Raw genomic sequence first — 22,358 nt, 5'->3', positions numbered from 1 at the left:
CTCCTTCGCTCTCCGTGCGGTAGCCCCGGCCCTTTTCCAGGTCCGGGGCTCCCTCCGTTCGCCCCATCCGTCAAGAAGAGGTCCTTCCCGTGTCGTCCAGCTCCACTCCCGTCATCGGCGTCCTGGCCCTCCAGGGCGACGTGCGCGAGCACCTCGTCGCCCTCGCCGAGGCCGACGCGCTCGCCCGCCCGGTCCGCCGCCCCGAGGAGCTGGCGGAGATCGACGCCATCGTCATCCCCGGCGGCGAGTCCACCACCATGAGCAAGCTCGCCCTGCTCTTCGGTGTGATGGAGCCGCTGCGCGCCCGCGTCGCGGCCGGCATGCCTGTCTACGGCACCTGCGCGGGCATGATCATGCTGGCCGACAAGATCCTCGACGGCCGCGACGACCAGGAGACGGTCGGCGGTATCGACATGGTCGTCCGCCGCAACGCCTTCGGCCGCCAGAACGAGTCCTTCGAGCAGGGCGTCGCGTTCAAGGGCCTGGAGGAGGACGGCCCGGTGCACGGCGTGTTCATCCGCGCCCCCTGGGTCGAGTCCGTCGGCGCCGGCGTCGAGGTCCTCGCCGCGCTGCGCGAGGGCACCGACGAGGAGCACATCGTGGCGGTCCGTCAGGGCAACCTGCTCGCCACCTCGTTCCACCCGGAGCTGACCGGCGACCACCGCGTGCACGCCTACTTCGTGGAGATGGTCCGCGCCGCCCGTCACGGCGGGTGACGGTAAGATCTCTTCGTTCGTTCACTTCCACCTGGTGCTGTTTTAAGGAGCAACTCGATGTCCGGCCACTCCAAGTGGGCTACCACCAAGCACAAGAAGGCCGTCATCGACGCGAAGCGCGGCAAGCTCTTCGCGAAGATGATCAAGAACATCGAGGTGGCGGCGCGCACCGGCGGTGGAGACCCCGCCGGTAACCCGACCCTCTACGACGCCATCCAGAAGGCGAAGAAGAGCTCCGTCCCGATCGACAACATCAACCGCGCCGTCAAGCGCGGCTCCGGCGCGGAGGCCGGCGGCGCCGACTACGCGACCATCATGTACGAGGGCTACGGCCCGAACGGCGTGGCGGTCCTGATCGAGTGCCTCACCGACAACCGCAACCGCGCGGCCTCCGACGTCCGCGTCGCGATGACCCGCAACGGCGGCAACATGGCCGACCCGGGCTCGGTGTCCTACATGTTCTCCCGCAAGGGCGTCATCGTGGTCCCGAAGGCCGACAAGGTCGACGAGGACACGATCATGGAGGTCACCCTGGAGGTGGGCGCCGAGGAGGTCAACGACCTCGGCGACAGCTTCGAGATCCAGACCGAGGCGACCGACATGGTCGCGGTCCGCACGGCCCTGCAGGAGGCCGGCATCGACTACGACTCGGCCGAGGCGAACTTCGTCCCCTCCGTCCAGGTCGAGCTGGACGCGGACGGCGCGCGCAAGATCTTCAAGCTGATCGACGCGCTCGAGGACAGCGACGACGTCCAGAACGTCTACGCCAACTTCGACCTCTCCCCGGAGGTCGAGGCGGAGCTCGACGCCGAGGACTGAGCTTTCCGCTCTCCCGCAGCCAGTCGCACCCTCCAGGGGCGCGGGGAACTGCGCGACAAGCCACCCGGGGTGGTGGGTCGCCCAGCGGTCAGGGCCATCCGCACAGGATGGTTGCCCGCGCAGTTCCCCGCGCCCCTCGGTGGTTCTGTCAGCCCGAGCCGATAGCCTGCGGGCATGCGTGTTCTCGGGGTGGATCCAGGGCTGACCAGGTGTGGGGTCGGCGTCGTCGACGGTGCGCCGGGGCGGCCGTTGACGATGGTCGCCTGCGGGGTCGTCCGCACGCCCGCGGAACATGACGTGCCGTTGCGTCTGCTGGAGATCGAGCGCGGGATCGAGGAGTGGTTGGACCTCCACCGGCCCGAGCTCGTCGCGGTCGAGCGGGTCTTCGCGCAGCACAACGTGCGGACGGTGATGGGCACGGCCCAGGCCAGCGCGGTCGCCATGCTGTGCGCAACGCGACGCGGGATACCGGTCGCCCTGCACACCCCCAGTGAGGTGAAGGCCGCCGTCTCCGGCTCGGGGCGCGCGGACAAGGCCCAGGTGGGCGCGATGGTGACGCGCATCCTGCGGCTGGACGCACCGCCGAAGCCCGCCGACGCGGCCGACGCGCTCGCGCTGGCCATCTGCCACATCTGGCGCGGGACCGCCACCAACAGGATCGCCGCCGCCCTCAGTCGCGTCAGGGAGCCCCGACCGTGATCGCCTTCGTCAGCGGCCCCGTGGCCGCGCTCACGCCCTCCAGCGCCGTCATCCAGGTCGGCGGCGTGGGCATGCTCGTGCACTGCTCCCCGGGCACGCTCGCCCGCCTGCGCCTGGGGGAGGAGGCGCGGCTGGCCACCTCCCTCGTCGTGCGCGAGGACTCCCTCACCCTCTACGGCTTCGCCGACGACGACGAGCGGCAGACCTTCGAGCTGCTGCAGACCGCCAGCGGGGTCGGGCCCAAGGTCGCCCAGGCGATGCTCGCCGTGCACAGCCCCGAGGCGCTGCGCGTGGCCGTCGCGCGCGGGGACGCGAAGGCGCTCACCGCCGTGCCCGGGATCGGGCCCAAGGGGGCGCAGAAGCTGCTCCTGGAGCTCAAGGACCGCCTCGGCGCGCCGACGGGCGCCGTCCCCTCACAGCACGCCGCAGCCGGCGTCGCCGTCGCGGCCGCGCCCGCTCCGTGGCACGAGCAACTGCACGCCGCGCTCGTCGGCCTCGGCTTCGCGCCGCGTGAGGCGGAGGAGGCCGTCGCGGCGGTGACGCCGGAGGCCGAGGCGATGGAGAAGCCCAACGTCTCCGTGCTGCTGCGCACCGCCCTGCAGAGCCGCAACCGCACCCGCTGAGCCCGCCGAACCCAGAACGCCGCAGAGGAGCCGAGAGAGCATGTACGACGACGCCGCAGCCGACCGCCTGGTCACCGCCGCCGCGGACGGCGAGGACCGGGCCGTCGAGGCGGCGCTGCGTCCGCGCGACCTCGGCGAGTTCATCGGCCAGGAGCGCGTCCGCGAGCAGCTCTCGCTGGTCCTCCAGGCGGCGCGGCACCGCGGCGCCTCGCCCGACCACGTGCTGCTCTCCGGCCCTCCCGGGCTGGGCAAGACGACGCTGTCGATGATCATCGCGGCGGAGATGGGCGCGCCGATCCGGATCACCTCCGGGCCGGCCATCCAGCACGCCGGCGACCTCGCGGCGATCCTCTCCTCGCTGACCGAGGGCGAGATCCTCTTCCTCGACGAGATCCACCGCCTCTCCCGGCCCGCCGAGGAGATGCTCTACATGGCCATGGAGGACTTCCGCGTCGACGTGATCGTCGGCAAGGGGCCCGGCGCCACCGCCATCCCGCTGGAGCTCCCGCCGTTCACGCTGGTCGGGGCCACCACGCGGGCCGGACTGCTGCCGCCGCCGCTGCGCGACCGCTTCGGCTTCACCGGCCACATGGAGTTCTACGCGCCCGAGGAGCTGGAGCTGGTCATCCACCGCTCAGCCCGGCTGCTGGCCGTCGAGATAGACCCGAAGGGCGCCGCCGAGATCGCCCGCCGCTCGCGCGGCACGCCGCGTATCGCCAACCGGCTGCTGCGCCGCGTCCGCGACTACGCGCAGGTGCGCCACGACGGGCTGATCACCCCCGAGATCGCCGACGCCGCGCTCGCGGTCTACGAGGTGGACCCGCGCGGCCTGGACCGGTTGGACCGGGCCGTGCTGCACGCGTTGCTGAAGCTCTTCGGCGGCGGCCCGGTGGGCCTGTCCACGCTGGCCGTGGCGGTGGGGGAGGAGGCCGAGACGGTCGAGGAGGTCGCCGAGCCGTTCCTGGTCCGCGAGGGCCTGCTGGCCCGCACGCCGCGCGGCCGGATCGCCACCGCCGCCGCCTGGCAGCATCTGGGCCTGACCCCGCCGCCGCAGGCCGCCGGGGTCGGCGTGCCGCTCCAGGCGGAGCTCTTCGGGCCGTCGGCGAGCACGTCGGGGGGCCCGTCGGCGGGCTCGCCGGGAGGGCCCTCGCAGGGCCCCGCCGGGGCCTGAACGACGGCTTCCGGGCCGTCCTGGGGCAGTCCTGGAGCAGGGTGATCCCGGCGCGCGGATGAGGCTCCGGCGGCCTTCCGGGGCCGGTGTACACGTCGAGTCCGTCACGTCACTCGCCATTCGCCTCGCCCAGATGACATGCTGGACGTTGTTGTACTGCGTGCGGTCCCCTAGACTCCGCCCGCTCCCGCCCTTACGGGGTGGGCCCGATATCGATTGGCCGCCGCCCCCCTGTGGCCTCGCAAAGGATTGTCTGCCGTGGGTAACCCGCTTATCTTCATGGTCATCGTCTTGGCCGGACTCATGTTCGTGACGATGCGGAGCAACAAGAAGCGTCAGCAGCAGGCGCAGGACATGCGCACCCGCCTGGAGCCGGGCGCGGGTGTGCGCACCATCGGGGGCATGTACGCGCTGGTCAAGGACGTGACCGACGAGGCCGTCGAGCTCGAGGTCGCCCCGGGCGTCCACGCCCTGTACAGCAAGCAGGCCATCGCGCAGGTGCTGGACCCGATCGAGTACAACCGCATCGTCCACGGCGAGGAGCCGGAGACGGACGAGGCCGCCGACGCGACCGAGGCCGACGCCGAGGCTGTCGTCGAGGACGCCACCCCCACCGAGGCCGCGAAGGACGAGGCCGACACGGCCGCGACCGCCGCCGAGAGCCCGGCCGAGACCCCCGCCGCGGCTGCCGCCGAGGCCGACAAGGTCGACGCCAAGGTGGGTGGCGACAAGGACGCTTCCGCCAAGTAGCCTTGCCCGCTACGGAACCCGGTCGGTCGTAACCGTCCGACCGGGCCCAAGGACCGCTGCGTCGTGGCCGAGCCGCCCCCTGTCCGCCGGTACCCCGGTGCGGGCGACTTGACCTGCCCACGGCATGGACAGAGAGAATCGAGAAGGTGGCATCACCCAAGTCCCGTCCCCGCGACGGATACCCGGGGCGTGCGCTGAGCCTGGTCCTGGTGATCATGGTTGCCCTGGTGGCGACCATGGTCGGAACCGGCAACACCAAGCCGCGGCTCGGCATCGACCTCGCCGGTGGTACCAGCGTGACGCTCAAGGCGACGTCGAACGACAAGAACGCGATCAACCCCGCGAACATGGCGATCGCCTCCGACATCATGCGCCAGCGCGTGAACGGCACCGGCGTCACCGAGGCGACGGTGCAGGTCCAGGGCAACGACGAGATCGTCGTCAACGTTCCCAAGGGCACCAGCTCGACCGAGCTCGCCACCGAGCTCGCCCAGACCGCGAAGCTGTACTTCCGGCCGGTGCTGGCCGAGCAGCAGCAGATCGACGCGGCCTCCCTGCCCAAGACCAGCGCCTCGCCGTCGGCCTCGTCCACCGGCGGCGCCAAGCCGTCCGGCTCGGCGAGCCCGTCCGCGAGCAGCTCCGGGAAGCCCAAGGCGTCGGGTGCCGGCGCCGCGGCCTCGCCCAGCGCCAGCAAGACGCAGGGTGACGCCCTCTCCCAGGACCTGAAGGCCAGCGCCTCGGCCTCGGCCAGTGCCCACGCCTCCTCCTCCGCGGCCGCCGCCGGCACGCCGAAGGCCACCGCCACCCCGAGCGCCGCGCCGACCACCGGCACCGTCGCCGGCCAGCTCGGCGGCACCGTGCCCGCCGCGCTGCAGACGCAGTTCAACGCGATCGACTGCACCACGGAGGCCGGTCGCCAGGCCGCCCAGAACCTGGCGAACAACGCCAAGGAGACCGACCAGGTCGTCTCCTGCTCCACGTCGGCCGACCCCACCACCCACGCCTGGACCAAGTACGCGCTGGACAAGGTCGCCGTCGACGGCACCTCGATCAGCAAGGCCCAGTCCAACCTGAGCACGCAGACCGGGCAGTGGGAGGTCGACCTCTCGTTCAACTCCCACGGCGCGAGCCAGTTCGCCAACGTCACCGGCCAGCTCGCCAAGAACACGACGCCGCCGACCAACGAGTTCGCCATCCAGCTCGACGGCCTGGTCCAGTCCGCGCCGTACGTCAGCAACGCCATCACCGGCGGCCAGGCGACGATCTCCGGCAGCTTCGACGAGTCCAGCGCCAGCTCGCTGGCCAACGTGCTCAGCTACGGCTCGCTGCCGCTGAACTTCCAGACCCAGGAAGTCGTCACCGTCTCGCCCGAGCTCGGCGGCAGCCAGCTCGACGCGGGTCTGATCGCCGGTCTGATCGGTCTGATCCTGGTCGTGCTGTACTCGCTGGCCTACTACCGCGGCCTCGGCCTGGTGGCCGTCGCCTCGCTGCTCGTCTCCGCGATCCTGACGTGGTCGCTGATGTCGCTGCTGGGTGGCGCGATCGGCTTCGCGCTGAACCTGCCGGCCGTCTGCGGCGCCATCGTCGCCATCGGTATCACCGCCGACTCGTTCGTCGTCTACTTCGAACGCGTCCGCGACGAGCTGCGCGAGGGCGCCACGCTGCGCCCGGCCGTCCGCAACGCCTGGCCGCGTGCCCGCCGTACCATCCTGGTGTCGGACTTCGTGTCCTTCCTGGCCGCGGCGGTGCTGTACTTCTTCACCGTCGGCAAGGTGCAGGGCTTCGCCTTCACGCTGGGCCTGACCACCCTGCTCGACGTCGTCGTGGTCTTCCTGTTCACGAAGCCGCTGATGACCCTGCTCGCCCGCCGGAAGTTCTTCAACTCCGGCCACCCGTGGTCGGGGCTCTCGCCCGAGCGCCTCGGTGTCCGCAACCCGCTCCGCGACAGCCGCAACTCGCGCCGTCCGGCCCGTCCCGCCGCCGGCAAGGAGGCCTGATCCGATGTCTCGCTTCGGCAATATCGGCCACCGCCTCTACACCGGTGAGGTCAGCTTCGACTTCGTCGGTCGGCGCAGGCTGTGGACGATCATCTCCGGTGTCATCCTGGTCGCCGCCATCCTGGGCCTCTCGGTCCGGGGCCTGAACCTCGGCATCGAGTTCAAGGGCGGCGAGATCTACACGGTCACCAAGCCGGGTGTCACCGTCTCGCAGGCCCAGAAGGCCGCCAACGACCTGACGCACGACAGCTCCGCCCTCGTGCAGACGGCCAACAGCAGCAAGGGCGAGCAGGTCCTCATCCAGATCAGCTCGGCCGAGAAGATCGACCCGACCACCGGGCAGAACGCGCTGTCGCAGTCGCTGGGCCTGAGCCAGGACCAGATCAGCACCCAGTCGCTCAGCGCCAGCTGGGGCCACGACATCAGCCAGAAGGCGCTCGAGGGTCTGATCGTCTTCATGGTGCTGGTGACGCTGTACCTGGCCTTCGCCTTCGAGTGGCGGCTCGCGGTGGGCGCGCTGGTCGCGCTGCTGCACGACCTGGTGATCACCGTCGGCGTCTACGCCCTGGTCGGCTTCGAGGTCACCTCGGGTACGGTCATCGGCTTCCTGACGATCCTCGGTTACTCGCTCTACGACACGGTCGTCGTCTTCGACGGCCTCAAGTCCGCGACGAACAAGCTCACCCGGCAGAACAAGCTGACCTACAGCGACGCCGCCAACGCCTCGCTGAACAGCACCCTGGTCCGCTCGATCAACACCTCCGTGCTGGCGCTGCTGCCGGTCGCCGCGCTGCTCTTCATCGGCGGCGGCCTGCTGGGCGCGGGTGTCCTCAACGACATCTCGCTGGCGCTGTTCGTCGGTCTGACCGCCGGCGCCTACTCCTCGATCTGCGTGGCCACCCCGATGGTCGCCTGGCTCCAGGAGAAGCGCCCGGAGTACATCGAGCTGGCCCGCAAGGTGAAGCAGCGCCGCGCGGCCGAGGCCAAGGCCGAGGCCGAGGGCCGCACGCTCGAGGACGACGCCCCGCAGGCCGAGGTCACCGTCCCCGCGCCGACCGGCGGTCCGCGCAACCAGCCCGTCAACCGCACCCGCAGCGAGCGCCGGTCGTCCGGCGGCCGCCGTTGACGGCGTCGAAACCGACGCCGACCACCCCCGAGGAGCAGACGACCGCATGAGCGGCACCGACCTGGCGGGCCTTCTCGCCGCCAAGATCCGCGACGTCCCGGACTACCCCAAGCCCGGCGTGGTCTTCAAGGACATCGCACCGCTCCTCGCCGACGCCGAGGCGCTGGCCGCGCTGGTGAACCACCTCGCGGCCCGCGCCAAGGCGCTGGGCGTCAGCAAGATCGTCGGTCTTGAGGCGCGCGGTTTCATCTTCGCCGCGCCCGCGGCGTACGCCTCCGGCGCGGGCTTCGTCCCCGTCCGCAAGGAGGGCAAGCTCCCCGGTGACTGCTACCGCCAGGGTTACGACCTGGAGTACGGCTCGGCGGTCATCGAGGTCCAGCGGGACGCGTTCCTGCCGGGCGAGCGGGTCCTGGTCGTCGACGACGTCCTCGCGACCGGCGGCACGGTCGAGGCGGCGCTGTCGCTCATCGCGCGTGCGGGCGCGGAGCTGGCGGGGGTGGAGGTCCTGATGGAACTCGGCTTCCTCGGCGGCCGCGCCCGGCTGGCGCCGCTGCTGGGGGACGCTCCGCTGGAGACCGTGATCTCGATCTAGCAGTTGCACTATTCAGGGGCGCGGGGAACTGCGCGAGCAACCACTGACATGCGGATGGCCCTGCACGTTCGGGGCACTTCGTGTGTGGGTGGCTTGTCGCGCAGTTCCCCGCGCCCCTGAGTGTTGCAGCGGGCCGTAGCGGCCCGTGCCGGGGTCGGCTCGCGCCCGCGCTGGGGGCACCTCCCGGCCGCAGGCTGGGGGAGGCGCCGTATGTCGGGCCCCGCGCCCCTCGGGCGTTGCAGCGGACCGTAGCGGCCTGTGCCGGGGTCCGGTCGCGCCCGCGCGGGGAGTCGCGTGTCGGAACAGCCCCGCGCTCCTGGGTGTTACAACAGGTCCGGCGTGCCATGTCCACGTGCCCCTGACGGCTCTGCCGTGGGGCCGTGAGCGCGGGGGAGTGTGACGCTCGGTACCATTGAGATCCCGGTCTCGCTCCCGAGGAGTGCAGTTGCCCGAAGAGGTCGTGCCCAAAGCCGCTGGAACGCAGGAGGAGCGCCCGAAGGCGGCCTCCGCCGCGCCGAAGCCCGCGTCCCCGGCCGTACCGGCCACGTTCCAGGCTGCGGCCGGTTCGCCGGCCGTCGCGCCGCGCACTGTCGCGCCCTCGCCCTCCCGGGTCCGCGCCCGCCTCGCCCGTCTCGGCGGTCAGCGCAGCAGCACCTTCAACCCGGTGCTGGAGCCGCTGTTCCGGATAGTGCGCAGCAACTACCCGAAGGCCGACCTGCACCAGCTCGAGCGCGCCTACCAGATCGCGGAGAAGTGGCACCGCGGCCAGAAGCGCAAGAGCGGCGACCCGTACATCACCCACCCGCTCGCGGTCGCGACGATCCTCGCCGAGCTCGGCATGGACGCCCCGACGCTGATGGCGGGCCTGCTGCACGACACCGTCGAGGACACCGAGTACGGCCTGGACCAGCTCCGCCGCGACTTCGGCGACACCGTCGCCATGCTGGTCGACGGCGTCACCAAGCTGGACAAGGTCAAGTTCGGCGAGGCCGCGCAGGCCGAGACCGTGCGCAAGATGGTCGTCGCCATGGCCAAGGACCCGCGCGTCCTGGTCATCAAGCTGGCCGACCGGCTGCACAACATGCGCACGATGCGCTACCTCAAGCGGGAGAAGCAGGAGAAGAAGGCCCGCGAGACCCTGGAGATCTACGCCCCGCTGGCGCACCGGCTGGGCATGAACACCATCAAGTGGGAGCTGGAGGACCTCGCCTTCGCGATCCTCTACCCCAAGATGTACGACGAGATCGTCCGCCTCGTCGCCGAGCGCGCGCCCAAGCGCGACGAGTACCTCGGCACGGTGCTGGAGCAGGTCACCGACGACCTCAAGACCGCCCGCATCAAGGCGGAGGTCAAGGGCCGCCCGAAGCACTACTACAGCGTCTACCAGAAGATGATCGTGCGCGGCCGGGACTTCGCCGACATCTACGACCTGGTCGGCGTGCGGGTCCTGGTCGACTCGGTCCGCGACTGCTACGCGGCGCTGGGCACCATCCACGCGCGGTGGAACCCGGTGCCGGGGCGGTTCAAGGACTACATCGCGATGCCCAAGTTCAACATGTACCAGTCGTTGCACACGACGGTCATCGGGCCCGAGGGCAAGCCGGTCGAGCTGCAGATCCGCACCTTCGACATGCACCGGCGCGCGGAGTACGGCATCGCCGCGCACTGGAAGTACAAGCAGCAGGCCGTCGCCGGCGCGTCCAAGGTCCGCACGGACACGCCCGCCGGGCAGGGCGAGACCGTCAACGAGATGGCCTGGCTGCGGCAGCTGCTCGACTGGCAGAAGGAGACCGAGGACCCGAGCGAGTTCCTGGAGTCGCTGCGGTTCGACCTCTCCAACAACGAGGTCTTCGTCTTCACCCCCAAGGGCGACGTCATAGCGCTCCCGGCCGGGGCCACCCCCGTGGACTTCGCGTACGCGGTCCACACCGAGGTCGGCCACCGGACCATAGGGGCGCGCGTCAACGGCCGGCTGGTGCCGCTGGAGTCCACCCTCGAGAACGGCGACACCGTCGAGGTCTTCACCTCCAAGGCCGAGAACGCCGGACCGTCGCGCGACTGGCTGTCCTTCGTCAAGTCGCCGCGGGCCCGCAACAAGATCCGTGCGTGGTTCTCCAAGGAGCGCCGCGAGGAGGCCATCGAGCAGGGCAAGGACGCGATCACGCGGGCCATGCGCAAGCAGGGCCTGCCGCTCCAGCGCATCCTGACCGGCGACTCGCTGGTCACCCTCGCGCACGAGATGCGCTACCCCGACATCTCCTCGCTCTACGCGGCGATCGGCGAGGGCCACGTCGCGGCGCAGACGATCGTCCAGAAGCTCGTGCAGTCCCTCGGCGGCGAGGAGCACGCCACCGAGGACATCGAGGAGCTGACGACCCCGTCCCCGACCCGCAACCGCCGCCAGCGGCGCGCGACGCAGGACCCGGGCGTGGTCGTCAAGGGCGTCGCGGACGTGTGGGTCAAGCTCTCCCGCTGCTGCACGCCCGTCCCGGGCGACCCGATCGTCGGCTTCATCACCCGCGGCAACGGCATCTCGGTACACCGGACGGACTGCGTCAACGTCGACTCGCTCTCGCAGCAGCAGGAACGCATGGTCGAGGTCGAGTGGGCCCCGACTCAGTCCTCGGTCTTCCTGGTCGCCATCCAGGTCGAGGCACTGGACCGCTCCCGCCTGCTCTCCGACGTCACCCGGGTGCTCTCGGACCAGCACGTCAACATCCTGTCGGCGGCGGTGCAGACCTCGCGCGACCGGGTCGCGATGAGCCGTTTCACCTTCGAGATGGGCGATCCCAAGCACCTCGGCCACGTGCTCAAGGCCGTCCGCAGCGTCGAGGGCGTCTACGACGTGTACCGGGTGACGTCCGGCAAGGCGCGGTAAACGCGGCGGCGCGCCGAGCGCGCCCGACGCGAGCTCCCCTGGAGACGGAACCAAGCATTCGTCCAGGGGAGCTCAAGTGCGCGGGCGAACCATCGCGCCATGACTCCAAGAGAAGAGCGGTACGGGGACCGCCTCTACTCGCACCGAAACCCTGGTGAGGCGGACCGCCTCGGGGCGCTGGCGCGGGTCTTCGACCCCTATTCGTTCGAACGCCTGCGTCCGCTCGCCACGCCCGGCCTGCGCACCTGCGATGTCGGCGCGGGCCTGGGCACCGTCGCCGCATGGCTCATGGACGCCTGCCGCGAGCAGGCCACCGTCGTCGACCTCGACGTCCGCCACCTGGGCGGCCGGGGCTTCCACGAGATCCAAGCGGACATCACCGAGCCGGCCTTCACGCCCGGCCTGTTCGACCTGGTGCACGCGCGGTTCCTGCTGATGCACCTGCGCGAGCGCGAGAACGTGCTGGCGCGGATGGCGCGGTGGGTCCGTCCCGGCGGCTGGCTCGTCGTCTCCGACGCCTGGGACCTGGGCCCGGCCAGTTCGCCGTGCGCCGCCTACCGGGAGACGGCGGCGGTCGCGAGCGAGCTCGCCTCGGGGACGACCGGCAGCGACCTCAATCTCGGCCGCAGCTATCCGCGTCCACTGGCCGGGCTCGGCTTCACCGAGGTCGGCTTCGCCGTCGACGTGCCCCCACTGCACGGCGGCGGGCCGCTGGCCCGCTTCTGGTCGGGCACCGCCAACGCCTCCCGTCCCGCGCTGGTCGAGCGGCTGGGCGACGCCACCGTCGACGAGGCGCTGGCCTATCTCGCCGATCCGGCCACCCAGGACCTCGGCATCGCCATGGTCACCATGTGGGGCCGACGCCCCTGACCCGCAAGCCCCGCAGCCTGCACCCTGCGCCGACCGGAGACCTCGATGACCACCGCTGACCTGCTGTTCAACCCGTTCGCCCCGGGCTTCACCGACGACCCCTACCCCACCTACCGCCGGATGCGCGAGGTGGACCCGGTGCACCGGCACCCGTTCGGCTTCTGGATGCTGACCTCCTACGACGACATCGCGGCCCTGCTGCGCGCCGGCCTCTCCGTCGACGATCGGCAGGTCGTCGACGGACAGATCCGCGAACAGATGGACCGCCTCGACCTCGGCGTCCTCAACATGTCGATGGTCCACCGCGATCCGCCCGACCACACCCGGCTGCGGTCCCTCGTCGGCAAGGTGTTCACCACCCGCTCCGTCGCCGCGCTGGAGGACGAGATCACCCGCCTCGTCGACGCCGCGCTGGACCGCGTCGCGGAGGAGGGCCATGCCGACCTCGTCGAGGCGCTCGCCTTCCCGCTGCCCTTCGCGGTGATCTCGCAGATGCTCGGCATGCCGCCCGCCGACCACGCCCGCATCCGCGAGCTGACGGGCATCCTGGCCCTCACGCTCCAGGTCGTCACCGACCCCGAGGAGATGCGGCGGATCAGCGACGCGGCCCGCGAGATGACCGCGCTGGCGCGCGACCTGATCGCCTGGAAGCGGGCCAACCCCGCCGACGACCTGCTGACCGCGCTGATCGCGGCGGAGCACGAGGGCGGCCGGCTCAGCGACGACGAACTCGTCGCCCAGGTCGTCATGCTGTACATCGCGGGCCACGAGACGACGGTGAACCTCATCGCGAACGGCACGCTCGCGCTGCTGCGCAACCCCGGGCAACTCGCGCTGCTGCGGGCGCGGCCGGGGCTGGCGGGCAACGCGGTGGAGGAGTTCCTGCGGTTCGACAGCCCCGTCCAGCAGTCCAAGCGGATCACGTTGGCCCCGCACACGGTGCGGGACCGCACCATCCCGGCGGGCGCGTTCGTCTTCGCGGTCCTCGCCTCCGCGAACCGGGACCCGGACTACTGGGGCCCCGACGCGGACGAACTCCGCATCGACCGCCCGAACGCCCGCCACCACGTCTCCTTCGGCGCGGGCCCCCACCACTGCCTGGGCGCCGCGCTCGCCCGCCTCGAGGGCCGGTTGGCGATCGGGAGCCTGGTCCAGCGTTTCCCCTCGCTCTCACTCGCGGGTGACGTCACCTGGAACGGCCGCATCAACCTCCGCGGCCCGTCCGTCCTGCCTGTCACCGTGCGTTGACCCACCAGGGCCGCGAGGAACTGCAGGTGAGCACCCAGGCAAAACCCAGGGGCGCGAGGAACTGCGCGACAGGCACCCTGTGTGGTGTGTCGCTGAGCGAGCAGGGCCATCCGTGGTGGGTGGTTGCTCGCGCAGTTCTTCGCGCCCCTGAGTCGTGCAACGTCCTGCGGGAGCGAACGCTCAGCCGCTGAACTCCTCAAGGCCCTTCTGGGCCTGCGCCAGCAGCTCGCGGCGGCCGTCGAGCTCCGACTGGAGCTTGGCGACCTGACGGGAGTCACCCTTCGCCTCAGCCGCGGCGATCTGCTTCTCCAGCTTGTCCACCGCCGCCTGCAGCAGGCCCGTCATGCCCGCGGCACGCGCCCGCGCCTCGGGGTTGCTGCGCTGCCACTCGGCCTCCTCCGCCTCGCGGATGGCCTGCTCGACGTGGCGCAGGCGCGACTCCAGACGGGGGCGGGCGTCGCGCGGGACGTGGCCGATGGCCTCCCAGCGCTCCGCGATGTCGCGGTAGTGGGCCTTCACGGTCTTCAGATCGCCGATCGGGAGCAGCGCCTCGGCCTCGACCAGGAGGGCCTCCTTGGCGTGCTGGTTCTCGCGCTCGTCCGCGTCGCGCTCGTCGAACACGGCCGAGCGGGCCTGGAAGAAGACGTCCTGCGCGCCGCGGAAGCGGGTCCACAGCTCGTCCTCGGCCTCGCGCTGCGCGCGCCCCGCGGCCTTCCACTCCGACATCAGCTCGCGGTAGCGGGCGGCCGTCGCGCCCCAGTCGGTCGAGTCGGCCAGCGACTCGGCCTCGACGACCAGCTTCTCCTTCTTGAGGCGCGCCTCTTCCCGCTGCTGGTCCAGCTGCGCGAAGTGCGCCTTGCGGCGCTTGGAGAACGCGGAGCGGGCGTGCGAGAAGCGGTGCCACAGCTCGTCGTCGGACTTGCGGTCCAGCCGCGGCAGGCCCTTCCAGGTGTCGACCAGGGCGCGCAGGCGGTCGCCCGCCTCCCGCCACTGCGTGGACTCCACGAGCTGCTCGGCCTCGGCGACCAGGGCCTCCTTGGAGGCGCGGGCCTCCTCCTGGGCCTTGGCGCGCGCCGCCTTCTTCTCCTCGCGGCGCGACTCGACCTCCTGGGCCAGCGTCGTCAGGCGCTTGGCCAGAGCGTCCAGATCGCCGACCGCGTGGCCCTCTTCCACCTGCGCCTGCAGGTGCTCGATGGCCGTCTGGGCGTCCTTCGCGGCGAGGTCCGTGGTGCGCACGCGGCGCTCCAGCAGGCCGATCTCCACGGCGATGCCCTCGTACTTGCGGGTGAAGTAGGCAAGTGCCTCCTCGGGGGAGCCCGCCTGCCACGAACCGACGACGCGTTCGCCGTCGGCCGTCCGCACGTAGACGGTCCCCTCGTCGTCGACACGGCCCCACGGGTCGCTGGTCACAGCGCCTCCTCCATATGGCGGCCGCGGTCCTGCTCCTGGCGGGGCGGCCGCCGTCCACGTTCGATTGCCCGGCCGGTTTGCTCTCCGCGCCGCCGGGAAGCGCAGAAGCGCACCCTACAAGACGCCAACATAGGCGACGGGCAGGGGCGCTGTCCGTATCCCCGCGAGGTTGATTTGGCTGCGCCGCCCGCCCGTGACCTAATGCGTTCAGTTCTTGGTCGCGGTGACCGTGTTCATGATGACCGGATCGACCGGCTTTCCGTCGCCCGCGCCGTTGGAGCTGTCGGACCCCTTGGCGGCGATCGCGTTCAGCACGTCCAGGCCGCCGGTGATGGTGCCGAAGGGCGTGTAGTTGGCCGGCAGCGGGCTGTCCTTGTAGACGAGGAAGAACTGCGAGCCGTTGGTGTTCGCGCCCGAGTTCGCCATCGCGACGGTGCCGGCCGGGTAGGTGCCGCCCTTGATCGACGAGGCGGTCAGGTTCTCGTCCTTGAAGGAGTAGCCCGGGCCGCCGGAGCCGGTGCCGGTCGGGTCGCCGCACTGCAGCACGTAGATGCCGGAGGTGGTGAGCCGGTGGCAGTAGACGCCGTCGAAGAAGTGCTGGTTCGCCAGGAACACGAAGGAGTTCACCGTGTGCGGCGCGGCCGCGGCGTCCAGCTTGAGGGTGACCGCGCCCTGGCCGAGGTTGATCTTCGCGGTGTAGTTCGCCGAGGTGTCGATCGTCATCGCCGGCTCGGTCTTCCAGCTGCCCTCGTTCTTCTTGGGCGTGATGGTGTAGTTCGCCTTGGCCGCGGACGGGGAGGCGGCGGCCGAGGCCGAGCTGCTCGCGGTGTCGGCCGAGGCCGTCGTGTGCTTGCTCGACGGCCAGGCGGCCACCGTGCCGACCACGATCGCCGCGACGGCGACGACGCAGGCCCCGATGATCGCGGTGCGCTTGCGCGCCTCGGAGACCTTCTGGGCCCGCAGCTGGGCCTGGCGCTCCAGCTTCCTGCGCTGAAGCTCGCGGCGGCGCTTCTCCGGATCTTTGGGAAGCGGGCCAGCCTTGGGGAGAGGCCCAGCCTTCGGCCGCTGCGTGTCGTTGGGGGCCACCGCCCACACTCCTTGCCGTGAAGTCGTTCGTACGTCGTCGTTCGGTCCCGTCGCGGGGGATCTTCCCACCCGACGGCGGACCAGTGTAGGGAGCAATTCTGTAAACGCGCGGTGAAAGCAGCCGATGAGGCGATGAGGCGACGCGAGCGGCGGGCCCGGGTAACGGTTCGCGATCCGTCCCCTGCCGCCGGTACCCTGCTGACAGCATTCACCGCCATTTCTCGACGTGAGTAGGGACCCACGTGTTCATCGCCGGCTTTCCCGCTGGAGCCTGGGGCACCAACTGCTACCTCGTGGCCCCGGCCGCCGGTGAGGAGTGCGTCATCGTCGACCCGGGGCACGAGGCCGCCGCCGGTGTCGAGGAGGCGGTGCGCGAGCACGGGCTGAAGCCGGTCGCGGTGGTGCTGACCCACGGGCACATCGACCACGTGGCCTCGGTCGTCCCGGTCTGCGGCGCGCGCGGCATCCCGGCGTGGATCCACCCCGAGGACCGCTACATGCTCTCCGATCCGGAGAAGGCCCTCGGCCGTTCGTTCGGGGCGCAGCTGATGGGCGAGATCACCGTCGGCGAGCCGGACGACGTGCGGGTGCTCACCGACGGCAGCGTGCTGGAGCTCGCGGGGCTGAGCATCACGGTCGACCACGCGCCGGGCCATACCGGGGGGTCGGTGACGTTCAGGACGCCCGCCGCGCCGGAGCTGCCTCCGGTGCTGTTCTCGGGCGACCTGCTCTTCGCCGGCTCCGTCGGACGAACCGATCTTCCCGGGGGCGACCACGACGCCCTCCTGCGGTCGCTGGCCCGTGTGTGCCTGCCGCTGCCGGACGAGACCGTGGTCCTCTCCGGACACGGCCCCCAGACCACCATCGGTCGCGAGCGCGCCGCCAATCCGTACCTGCTCCAGGTCGCCGGCAGCGCCGCGCCGACCGGCGCCCAGCGCCGCGGACTGTAGACAGAGACGAGACGTACAAGTCGTGAGCAGTTCTTCCCAGGCTTTCCAGGCCCCTCGGGGCACCTACGACATCCTCCCGGCCACCTCCGGCACGGTCCTCGCCGTGCGCGAGGCGCTGGCCGCGCCGCTGCGCCGCGCCGGCTACGGCTACATCGAGACGCCGGTCTTCGAGGACGTCAACCTCTTCTCCCGCGGCGTCGGCGAGTCCACCGACATCGTCACCAAGGAGATGTTCACCCTCACCACCCGCAGCGAGGAGAGCCAGCAGCTCGCGCTGCGCCCCGAGGCAACGGCCTCGGTGCTGCGCGCGACGCTGGAGGCCAACCTGCACCGGGCGGGCAACCTGCCGGTCAAGCTCTGGTACAGCGGCTCGCAGTACCGCTACGAGCGTCCGCAGAAGGGCCGCTACCGCCAGTTCTGGCAGGTCGGCGCCGAGGCGATCGGCGCGGAGGACCCGGCGCTGGACGCCGAGCTGATCATCCTGGCCGACGACGCCTACCGTTCGCTGGGCCTGCGCAACTTCCGCATTCTGCTGAACAGCCTCGGCGACAAGCAGTGCCGTCCCGTCTACCGTCAGGCGCTCCAGGACTACCTGCGCGGCCTGGACCTGGACGAGGAGACGCGGCGCCGCGCCGAGATCAACCCGCTGCGCGTGCTGGACGACAAGCGCGCCTCCGTCCAGGACCAGCTGGGCGGCGCGCCGATGCTCGTCGACTTCCTGTGCGAGGAGTGCAAGGCCTACCACGAGCAGGTCCGCGAGCTGCTGACCGCCGCCGGCGTCGCCTTCGAGGACGACCCGAAGCTGGTCCGCGGCCTCGACTACTACACCCGCACCACCTTCGAGTTCGTCCACGACGGCCTCGGCTCGCAGTCCGCGGTGGGCGGCGGCGGTCGCTACGACGGCCTGTCCGAGATGATCGGCGGCCCCGAACTGCCGTCCGTCGGCTGGGCGCTCGGCGTCGACCGCACCGTGCTGGCGCTGGAGGCCGAGGGGATCACCCTCGACGTCCCCGCCGTCACCGACGTCTTCGCCGTCCCGCTCGGCGAGCAGGCCAAGCGCGTGCTGTTCGGCGCCGTCACGCAGCTGCGCCGCGACGGCGTCTCGGCGGACCTGGTCTTCGGCGGCAAGGGCATCAAGGCCGCCATGAAGGCCGCCGACCGCTCCGGCGCCCGCTACGCGATCGTCGCCGGCGAGCGTGATCTCGCCGACGGCGTGGTTCAGTTGAAGGACCTCGGCTCCGGTGACCAGACCCCGGTCGCCCTCGACGCTCTCGTCACCACCCTGAAGGAGAAGCTCCAGTGATCCGCACCCACGAGGCCGGCACGCTCCGCCCGGAGCACGCCGGCACCACCGTCACCCTCGCCGGCTGGGTCGCCCGCCGTCGCGACCACGGCGGCGTGGCCTTCGTCGATGTGCGGGACGCCTCCGGCACCGTCCAGGTCGTCTTCCGCGACCTGGAGGAGGTCGGCGAGCTGCGCTCCGAGTGGTGCGTCAAGATCACCGGTGACGTCCGGGTCCGCCCCGAGGGCAACGAGAACCCCGACATCCCGACCGGCCAGGTCGAGGTCGTCGTCTCCGAGCTGACCGTGCTGTCCGAGGCCGCCGCGCTGCCGTTCCAGGTCGCCGAGTACGAGCCCGGTTCGGTCAACGAGGAGGTCCGCCTCAAGTACCGCTACCTGGACCTGCGTCGTGAGGGCCCGGCGCGTGCGCTGCGCCTGCGCTCGCGCGCCACCCACATCATCCGCACGGTCATGGAGGAGAACGGTTTCCTCGACATCGAGACGCCGTACCTGACCCGCTCCACCCCCGAGGGCGCCCGCGACTTCCTCGTGCCGGTCCGCCTCCAGCCGGGCAGCTGGTACGCGCTGCCGCAGTCGCCGCAGCTGTTCAAGCAGCTGCTGATGGTCGCGGGCATGGAGCGCTACTACCAGATCGCGCGCTGCTTCCGTGACGAGGACTTCCGCGCCGACCGGCAGCCGGAGTTCACCCAGCTCGACGCCGAGGCGTCGTTCGTGGACCAGGAGGACATCCTCAAGCTGGGCGAGGAGGTCGTCTCCCGTGTCTGGGGCGAGGTCCTCGGCTACGAGGTGCCGCTGCCGCTGCCGCGCATGACGTACGCGGACGCGATGTCCCGCTACGGCTCCGACAAGCCCGACGTCCGCTTCGACAACGAGCTGACCGAGCTCACCGAGTACTTCACCGGCACCTCCTTCCGCGTCTTCCAGGCCCCGTACGTCGGCGCCGTGGTGATGCCGGGCGGCGCCTCCCAGCCGCGCAAGCAGCTGGACGCCTGGCAGGACTGGGCGAAGGCGCGCGGCGCGCGCGGCCTCGCGTACGTCCTCATCGACGAGGAGACCGGCGAGCTGCGCGGCCCGGTCGCCAAGAACCTCAGCGAGGAGCACCTCGCGGGTCTGGCCGACGCGGTCGGCGCCAAGCCGGGCGACTGCATCTTCTTCGCCGCCGGCAAGAAGACCGCGTCGCAGGAGCTGCTGGGCGCGGCGCGTCTGGAGATCGGCAAGCGCTGCGGCCTGATCGACGAGTCCAAGTGGGCGTTCCTCTGGGTCGTCGACTTCCCGATGTTCGAGCCGATCGAGGACGACAAGGGCGAGTTCCAGGGCTGGCACGCGGTGCACCACCCCTTCACCGCGCCGACGGCCGAGTCCATGGCGACCTTCGACACCGACCCGGGCAACGCGCTCTCCAACGCGTACGACCTGGTGCTCAACGGTTCGGAGATCGGCGGCGGCTCGATCCGTATCCACCAGAAGGACGTCCAGAAGCGGGCCTTCGACGCGATCGGGCTCTCGCAGGAGGAGGCCCAGTCGCAGTTCGGCTTCCTGCTGAACGCCTTCGACTTCGGCCCGCCGCCGCACGGCGGCATCGCGCTGGGCCTGGACCGTCTGGTCACGCTGCTGGGCGGCTACGACACCATCCGCGACGTCATCGCCTTCCCGAAGACCTCCACCGGCGGCGACCCGCTGACCGGCGCGCCGACGCCGATCACGGCCGCGCAGCGCAAGGAGGCCGGCGTGGACGCGAAGCCGAAGTCCGAGCAGCAGGCGGAGAAGGCCGAGCAGAAGTAAGGCGCAGTACGCGCGAAGGAGCGGGGCCCTGCCGACGGCGGGGCCCCGCTCTTCGTCATGCCCCGGCCTGCAGGCGCAGGCCCGCCAGGGTGAGTTCCAGCGCGGAGCGGAACTGGTCGGCGTCGTCGTGGCCGTCGAACTCGTCGACGATCTCGTGGACGAAGGGGAAGTCCTGCGGGTCGAGCTCGCGCCAGGCCTGGGCGGCGCGGCCGAGGAACTGGTCGCGGTCGACGTGGCCGTCGAGGACCTCCTGGGGTGGTTCCTGGCCCAGGTCGACGGCGGAGCCGACGACGACGCCGATGACGGCGGAGACGGCGTGGAACCGCTGCTGGGCGGTGAGGTCCAGCCGCAGGGTCTCCCGGCCGAGCTTCTCGTACAGGCGCAGGGAGTTGCTCTGGGCGTCGGTGTTGCGCATGAAGTACGCGCCCAGCCAGGGCCGGTCCACGATCGCGTCGAACAGGGTCAGGGCCATCGCGCGCAGGTCGTCGACGGGGTCGTCGCTGCTCGGCAGCCGCTCGATGTCGGCGAGGATCGAGCCGATCACGTGGTCGGTGGCGAGGTCGAGCAGTTCGTCCTTGTTGGCGACGTACCAGTAGATGCTGGCGACCCCGCCGCCGAGGCGCTGGGCCAGGGCCCGGAAGGTGAGCGCGGGTTCGCCGGCCTCGTCGAGCAGGGCCACCGCCTCGGTGACCACGGATTCCATCGAGTGTGAGGCCCGTCGGCGTCCCTGACCCGGACGGTTCTGCAGGCTTGCCATGGCTCGCTTCCCCTCGACCTTGCATCGCATCGAACGTTGTTCTATCGTAGCCTATCGTACGGCGTTCGATAACCGAACGAGATTCGATTGGAGGACTGCCATGACCACCGCCACGCTTCAGCGCCCCACGTCACGCACCTATCCGTCCCTCCGCGCGGCCTGGATACCCCTGGCCGCCCTCTGTCTCGCCTTCTTCGTCGAGATGGTCGACAACACGCTGCTGTCGATCGCGCTCCCCACCATCGGCCGCGACCTCGGCAGCGGCACGACCGCCTTGCAGTGGGTCACCGGCGCGTACTCGCTCACCTTCGGCGGGCTGCTGCTGACGGCGGGGTCGACGGCCGACCGGTTCGGCCGCCGCCGGGTGCTGCTGATCGGCCTGGCCGTGTTCGGCTCGTTGAGCCTGTGTGTCGTATTGGTCAGCACCGCGGGCGAGCTCATCGCACTGCGGGCCGCGCTCGGCGTCGCCGCCGCGGCGATGGCGCCGATCACGAACTCGCTGGTGTTCCGGCTGTTCGACGACAAGGCCCTGCAGATGCGGGCCATGACCGTGATGATCGTCGTCGGCATGTCCGGCTTCGTGCTGGGCCCGCTGCTCGGCGGCACCGCGCTGGCCCACGTGAGCTGGCAGTGGCTGCTGGTCGTCAACGCCCCGATCGCGGTGCTCGCGTGCCTCGGCGTCCGCCTCGGCGTACCGGCCGACCGGCCGGAGGACCTGACCGACGACGCGCTCGACCTGGCGGGCGCTGCCCTGAGCATCACCGCCATCGGACTCGCCTGCTACGCGTTGACCAGCGGCGTGGAGAACGGCTGGCTCTCCGCACCCACCCTCGCGTCGGTCGCGGGCGCGGTCGTGGCCGCGACCGCGTTCGTCCGGCACGAGCGGCGCAGCGCGGCGCCCATGCTGGACCTGCGGTTGTTCTCCAACGGCACCGTCCGCGGCGCCGCCATCGCGCAGATCGGCACCTCGATCGCCATGGCCAGTGTGATGTTCGGGCTGATCCTGCACTTCCAGTACGCCTACGGCTGGAGCCCGGTCCGGGCGGGCCTGGCCAACCTGCCCATCATCGTGACGATGCTCCTGGCGACCCCGCTGTCCGAGTGGCTCGCGCGCCGCTTCGGTCACCGCGTCGCCTGCCTGATCGGCGCGGCCTGCCTGGCGGGCGCGCTGGCCGGCCTGTCCTTCGGCGTCGAGCACGGCTACGCCTTCATCGCCCTGTGCATGGTGGTCATGACGATCGGGCTCCGCACCGTGATGACGATCTGCGCGGTCGCCCTCGTCGACGCGATGCCCGGCAACCGCACCTCCGTCGGCGCCGCCCTCAACGACACCGCCCAGGAGGTCGGCTCCAGCGTCGGCACCGCCGTGGTCGGCACCATGATCGCCGCGCTGGTCACCACCCGGCTCCCGAAGGGTGTCTGGAGCAGCGGCCTCGTCGAGTCGTTCTTCCGTGGCGAGCGGATCACCTACGCCCTGCTGGCCGTCGTCGTCGGCGTGATCGCGGCGGGTGGCGCGCTGAGCCTCACGGACTCCCACAGCGTCGAGGAGGAGGGCCACGGCGGCGAGGTTGACGCGTGAGGG

Annotated in this window: 19 protein-coding genes; 16 read left to right on the top strand and 3 right to left on the bottom strand. The window is 71.1% G+C overall.

Annotated features, from left to right (window positions below):
- The first annotated feature begins 89 nt into the window (after positions 1 to 89).
- From pdxT to TR50_RS17445, 12 genes are all read left to right on the top strand, one after another.
- A complete protein-coding gene (gene pdxT / locus TR50_RS17500) occupies positions 90 to 716 on the top strand; it encodes a pyridoxal 5'-phosphate synthase glutaminase subunit PdxT (RefSeq protein WP_042421816.1) in 627 nt (208 codons plus the stop codon).
- A 57-nt stretch (positions 717 to 773) separates the two neighbouring features.
- Positions 774 to 1,535 (top strand): YebC/PmpR family DNA-binding transcriptional regulator, encoded by a 762-nt coding sequence (locus tag TR50_RS17495; RefSeq protein ID WP_042421814.1) that lies wholly within the window; start codon positions 774 to 776, stop codon positions 1,533 to 1,535.
- Positions 1,536 to 1,709: 174 nt separating this feature from the next.
- Complete coding sequence (gene ruvC / locus TR50_RS17490; protein ID WP_042421811.1) at positions 1,710 to 2,234, top strand: crossover junction endodeoxyribonuclease RuvC; 525 nt, start codon at positions 1,710 to 1,712, stop codon at positions 2,232 to 2,234.
- Positions 2,231 to 2,857, top strand: a complete 627-nt coding sequence (gene ruvA, locus TR50_RS17485; protein WP_042421810.1) for a Holliday junction branch migration protein RuvA — start codon at positions 2,231 to 2,233, stop codon at positions 2,855 to 2,857. Before ruvC ends, ruvA begins: the two co-directional genes overlap by 4 nt.
- A gap of 40 nt (positions 2,858 to 2,897) precedes the next feature.
- Complete coding sequence (gene ruvB / locus TR50_RS17480) at positions 2,898 to 4,028, top strand: Holliday junction branch migration DNA helicase RuvB (protein ID WP_084700475.1); 1,131 nt, start codon at positions 2,898 to 2,900, stop codon at positions 4,026 to 4,028.
- 258 nt (positions 4,029 to 4,286) lie between these two features.
- Positions 4,287 to 4,778: a preprotein translocase subunit YajC gene (gene yajC / locus TR50_RS17475; protein ID WP_269084802.1), complete on the top strand. Its 492-nt coding sequence runs from the start codon at positions 4,287 to 4,289 to the stop codon at positions 4,776 to 4,778.
- A gap of 146 nt (positions 4,779 to 4,924) precedes the next feature.
- Complete coding sequence (gene secD / locus TR50_RS17470; RefSeq protein ID WP_042421805.1) at positions 4,925 to 6,775, top strand: protein translocase subunit SecD; 1,851 nt, start codon at positions 4,925 to 4,927, stop codon at positions 6,773 to 6,775.
- Positions 6,776 to 6,779: 4 nt separating this feature from the next.
- Positions 6,780 to 7,901: a protein translocase subunit SecF gene (gene secF, locus TR50_RS17465; protein WP_042421804.1), complete on the top strand. Its 1,122-nt coding sequence runs from the start codon at positions 6,780 to 6,782 to the stop codon at positions 7,899 to 7,901.
- Between the two features lie 46 nt (positions 7,902 to 7,947).
- A complete protein-coding gene (locus tag TR50_RS17460; protein WP_042421803.1) occupies positions 7,948 to 8,493 on the top strand; it encodes an adenine phosphoribosyltransferase in 546 nt (181 codons plus the stop codon).
- Positions 8,494 to 8,932: 439 nt separating this feature from the next.
- Positions 8,933 to 11,371, top strand: coding sequence for a RelA/SpoT family protein (locus tag TR50_RS17455; RefSeq protein ID WP_152648448.1), 2,439 nt, complete (start codon positions 8,933 to 8,935; stop codon positions 11,369 to 11,371).
- 99 nt (positions 11,372 to 11,470) lie between these two features.
- Complete coding sequence (locus TR50_RS17450; protein ID WP_042421800.1) at positions 11,471 to 12,241, top strand: class I SAM-dependent methyltransferase; 771 nt, start codon at positions 11,471 to 11,473, stop codon at positions 12,239 to 12,241.
- Positions 12,242 to 12,286: 45 nt separating this feature from the next.
- A complete protein-coding gene (locus tag TR50_RS17445; RefSeq protein ID WP_042421799.1) occupies positions 12,287 to 13,489 on the top strand; it encodes a cytochrome P450 in 1,203 nt (400 codons plus the stop codon).
- A gap of 180 nt (positions 13,490 to 13,669) precedes the next feature.
- On the opposite strand, the gene TR50_RS17440 is transcribed toward TR50_RS17445, so the two are convergent.
- On the bottom strand, positions 13,670 to 14,899 hold the full coding sequence (locus TR50_RS17440) for a DUF349 domain-containing protein (protein WP_042421798.1): 1,230 nt from the start codon (positions 14,897 to 14,899) through the stop codon (positions 13,670 to 13,672).
- A gap of 207 nt (positions 14,900 to 15,106) precedes the next feature.
- Positions 15,107 to 15,880 (bottom strand): peptidylprolyl isomerase, encoded by a 774-nt coding sequence (locus TR50_RS17435; RefSeq protein WP_042421865.1) that lies wholly within the window; start codon positions 15,878 to 15,880, stop codon positions 15,107 to 15,109.
- 347 nt (positions 15,881 to 16,227) lie between these two features.
- Here TR50_RS17435 and TR50_RS17430 point away from each other — a divergent pair, with 347 nt between their 5' ends.
- From TR50_RS17430 to aspS, 3 genes are read left to right on the top strand one after another with little or no spacing between them, the layout of a single operon-like run.
- Entirely contained in the window at positions 16,228 to 16,935 is a 708-nt protein-coding gene (locus tag TR50_RS17430) for an MBL fold metallo-hydrolase (RefSeq protein WP_042421796.1), read from the top strand.
- 22 nt (positions 16,936 to 16,957) lie between these two features.
- Positions 16,958 to 18,238, top strand: coding sequence for a histidine--tRNA ligase (gene hisS / locus TR50_RS17425; RefSeq protein ID WP_042421794.1), 1,281 nt, complete (start codon positions 16,958 to 16,960; stop codon positions 18,236 to 18,238).
- Positions 18,235 to 20,019 carry an aspartate--tRNA ligase gene (gene aspS, locus TR50_RS17420; RefSeq protein WP_042421791.1) on the top strand — a complete coding sequence of 595 codons (1,785 nt, stop codon included), beginning with the start codon at positions 18,235 to 18,237 and terminating at the stop codon, positions 20,017 to 20,019. The genes hisS and aspS overlap by 4 nt, the downstream gene beginning before the upstream one ends.
- 55 nt (positions 20,020 to 20,074) lie before the next feature.
- Here aspS and TR50_RS17415 read toward each other — a convergent pair whose 3' ends face one another.
- A complete protein-coding gene (locus TR50_RS17415) occupies positions 20,075 to 20,722 on the bottom strand; it encodes a TetR/AcrR family transcriptional regulator (RefSeq protein WP_042421789.1) in 648 nt (215 codons plus the stop codon).
- Between the two features lie 154 nt (positions 20,723 to 20,876).
- Here TR50_RS17415 and TR50_RS17410 point away from each other — a divergent pair, with 154 nt between their 5' ends.
- Positions 20,877 to 22,355: an MFS transporter gene (locus tag TR50_RS17410; RefSeq protein ID WP_042421787.1), complete on the top strand. Its 1,479-nt coding sequence runs from the start codon at positions 20,877 to 20,879 to the stop codon at positions 22,353 to 22,355.
- Positions 22,356 to 22,358 lie beyond the last annotated feature (3 nt).

The sequence above is a fragment of the Streptacidiphilus anmyonensis genome (assembly GCF_000787855.1).
Lineage (GTDB): Bacteria > Actinomycetota > Actinomycetes > Streptomycetales > Streptomycetaceae > Streptacidiphilus > Streptacidiphilus anmyonensis.
The sequence above is the reverse complement of the archived record's forward strand: the minus strand, read 5'-3'. Positions and strand labels throughout refer to the sequence as shown.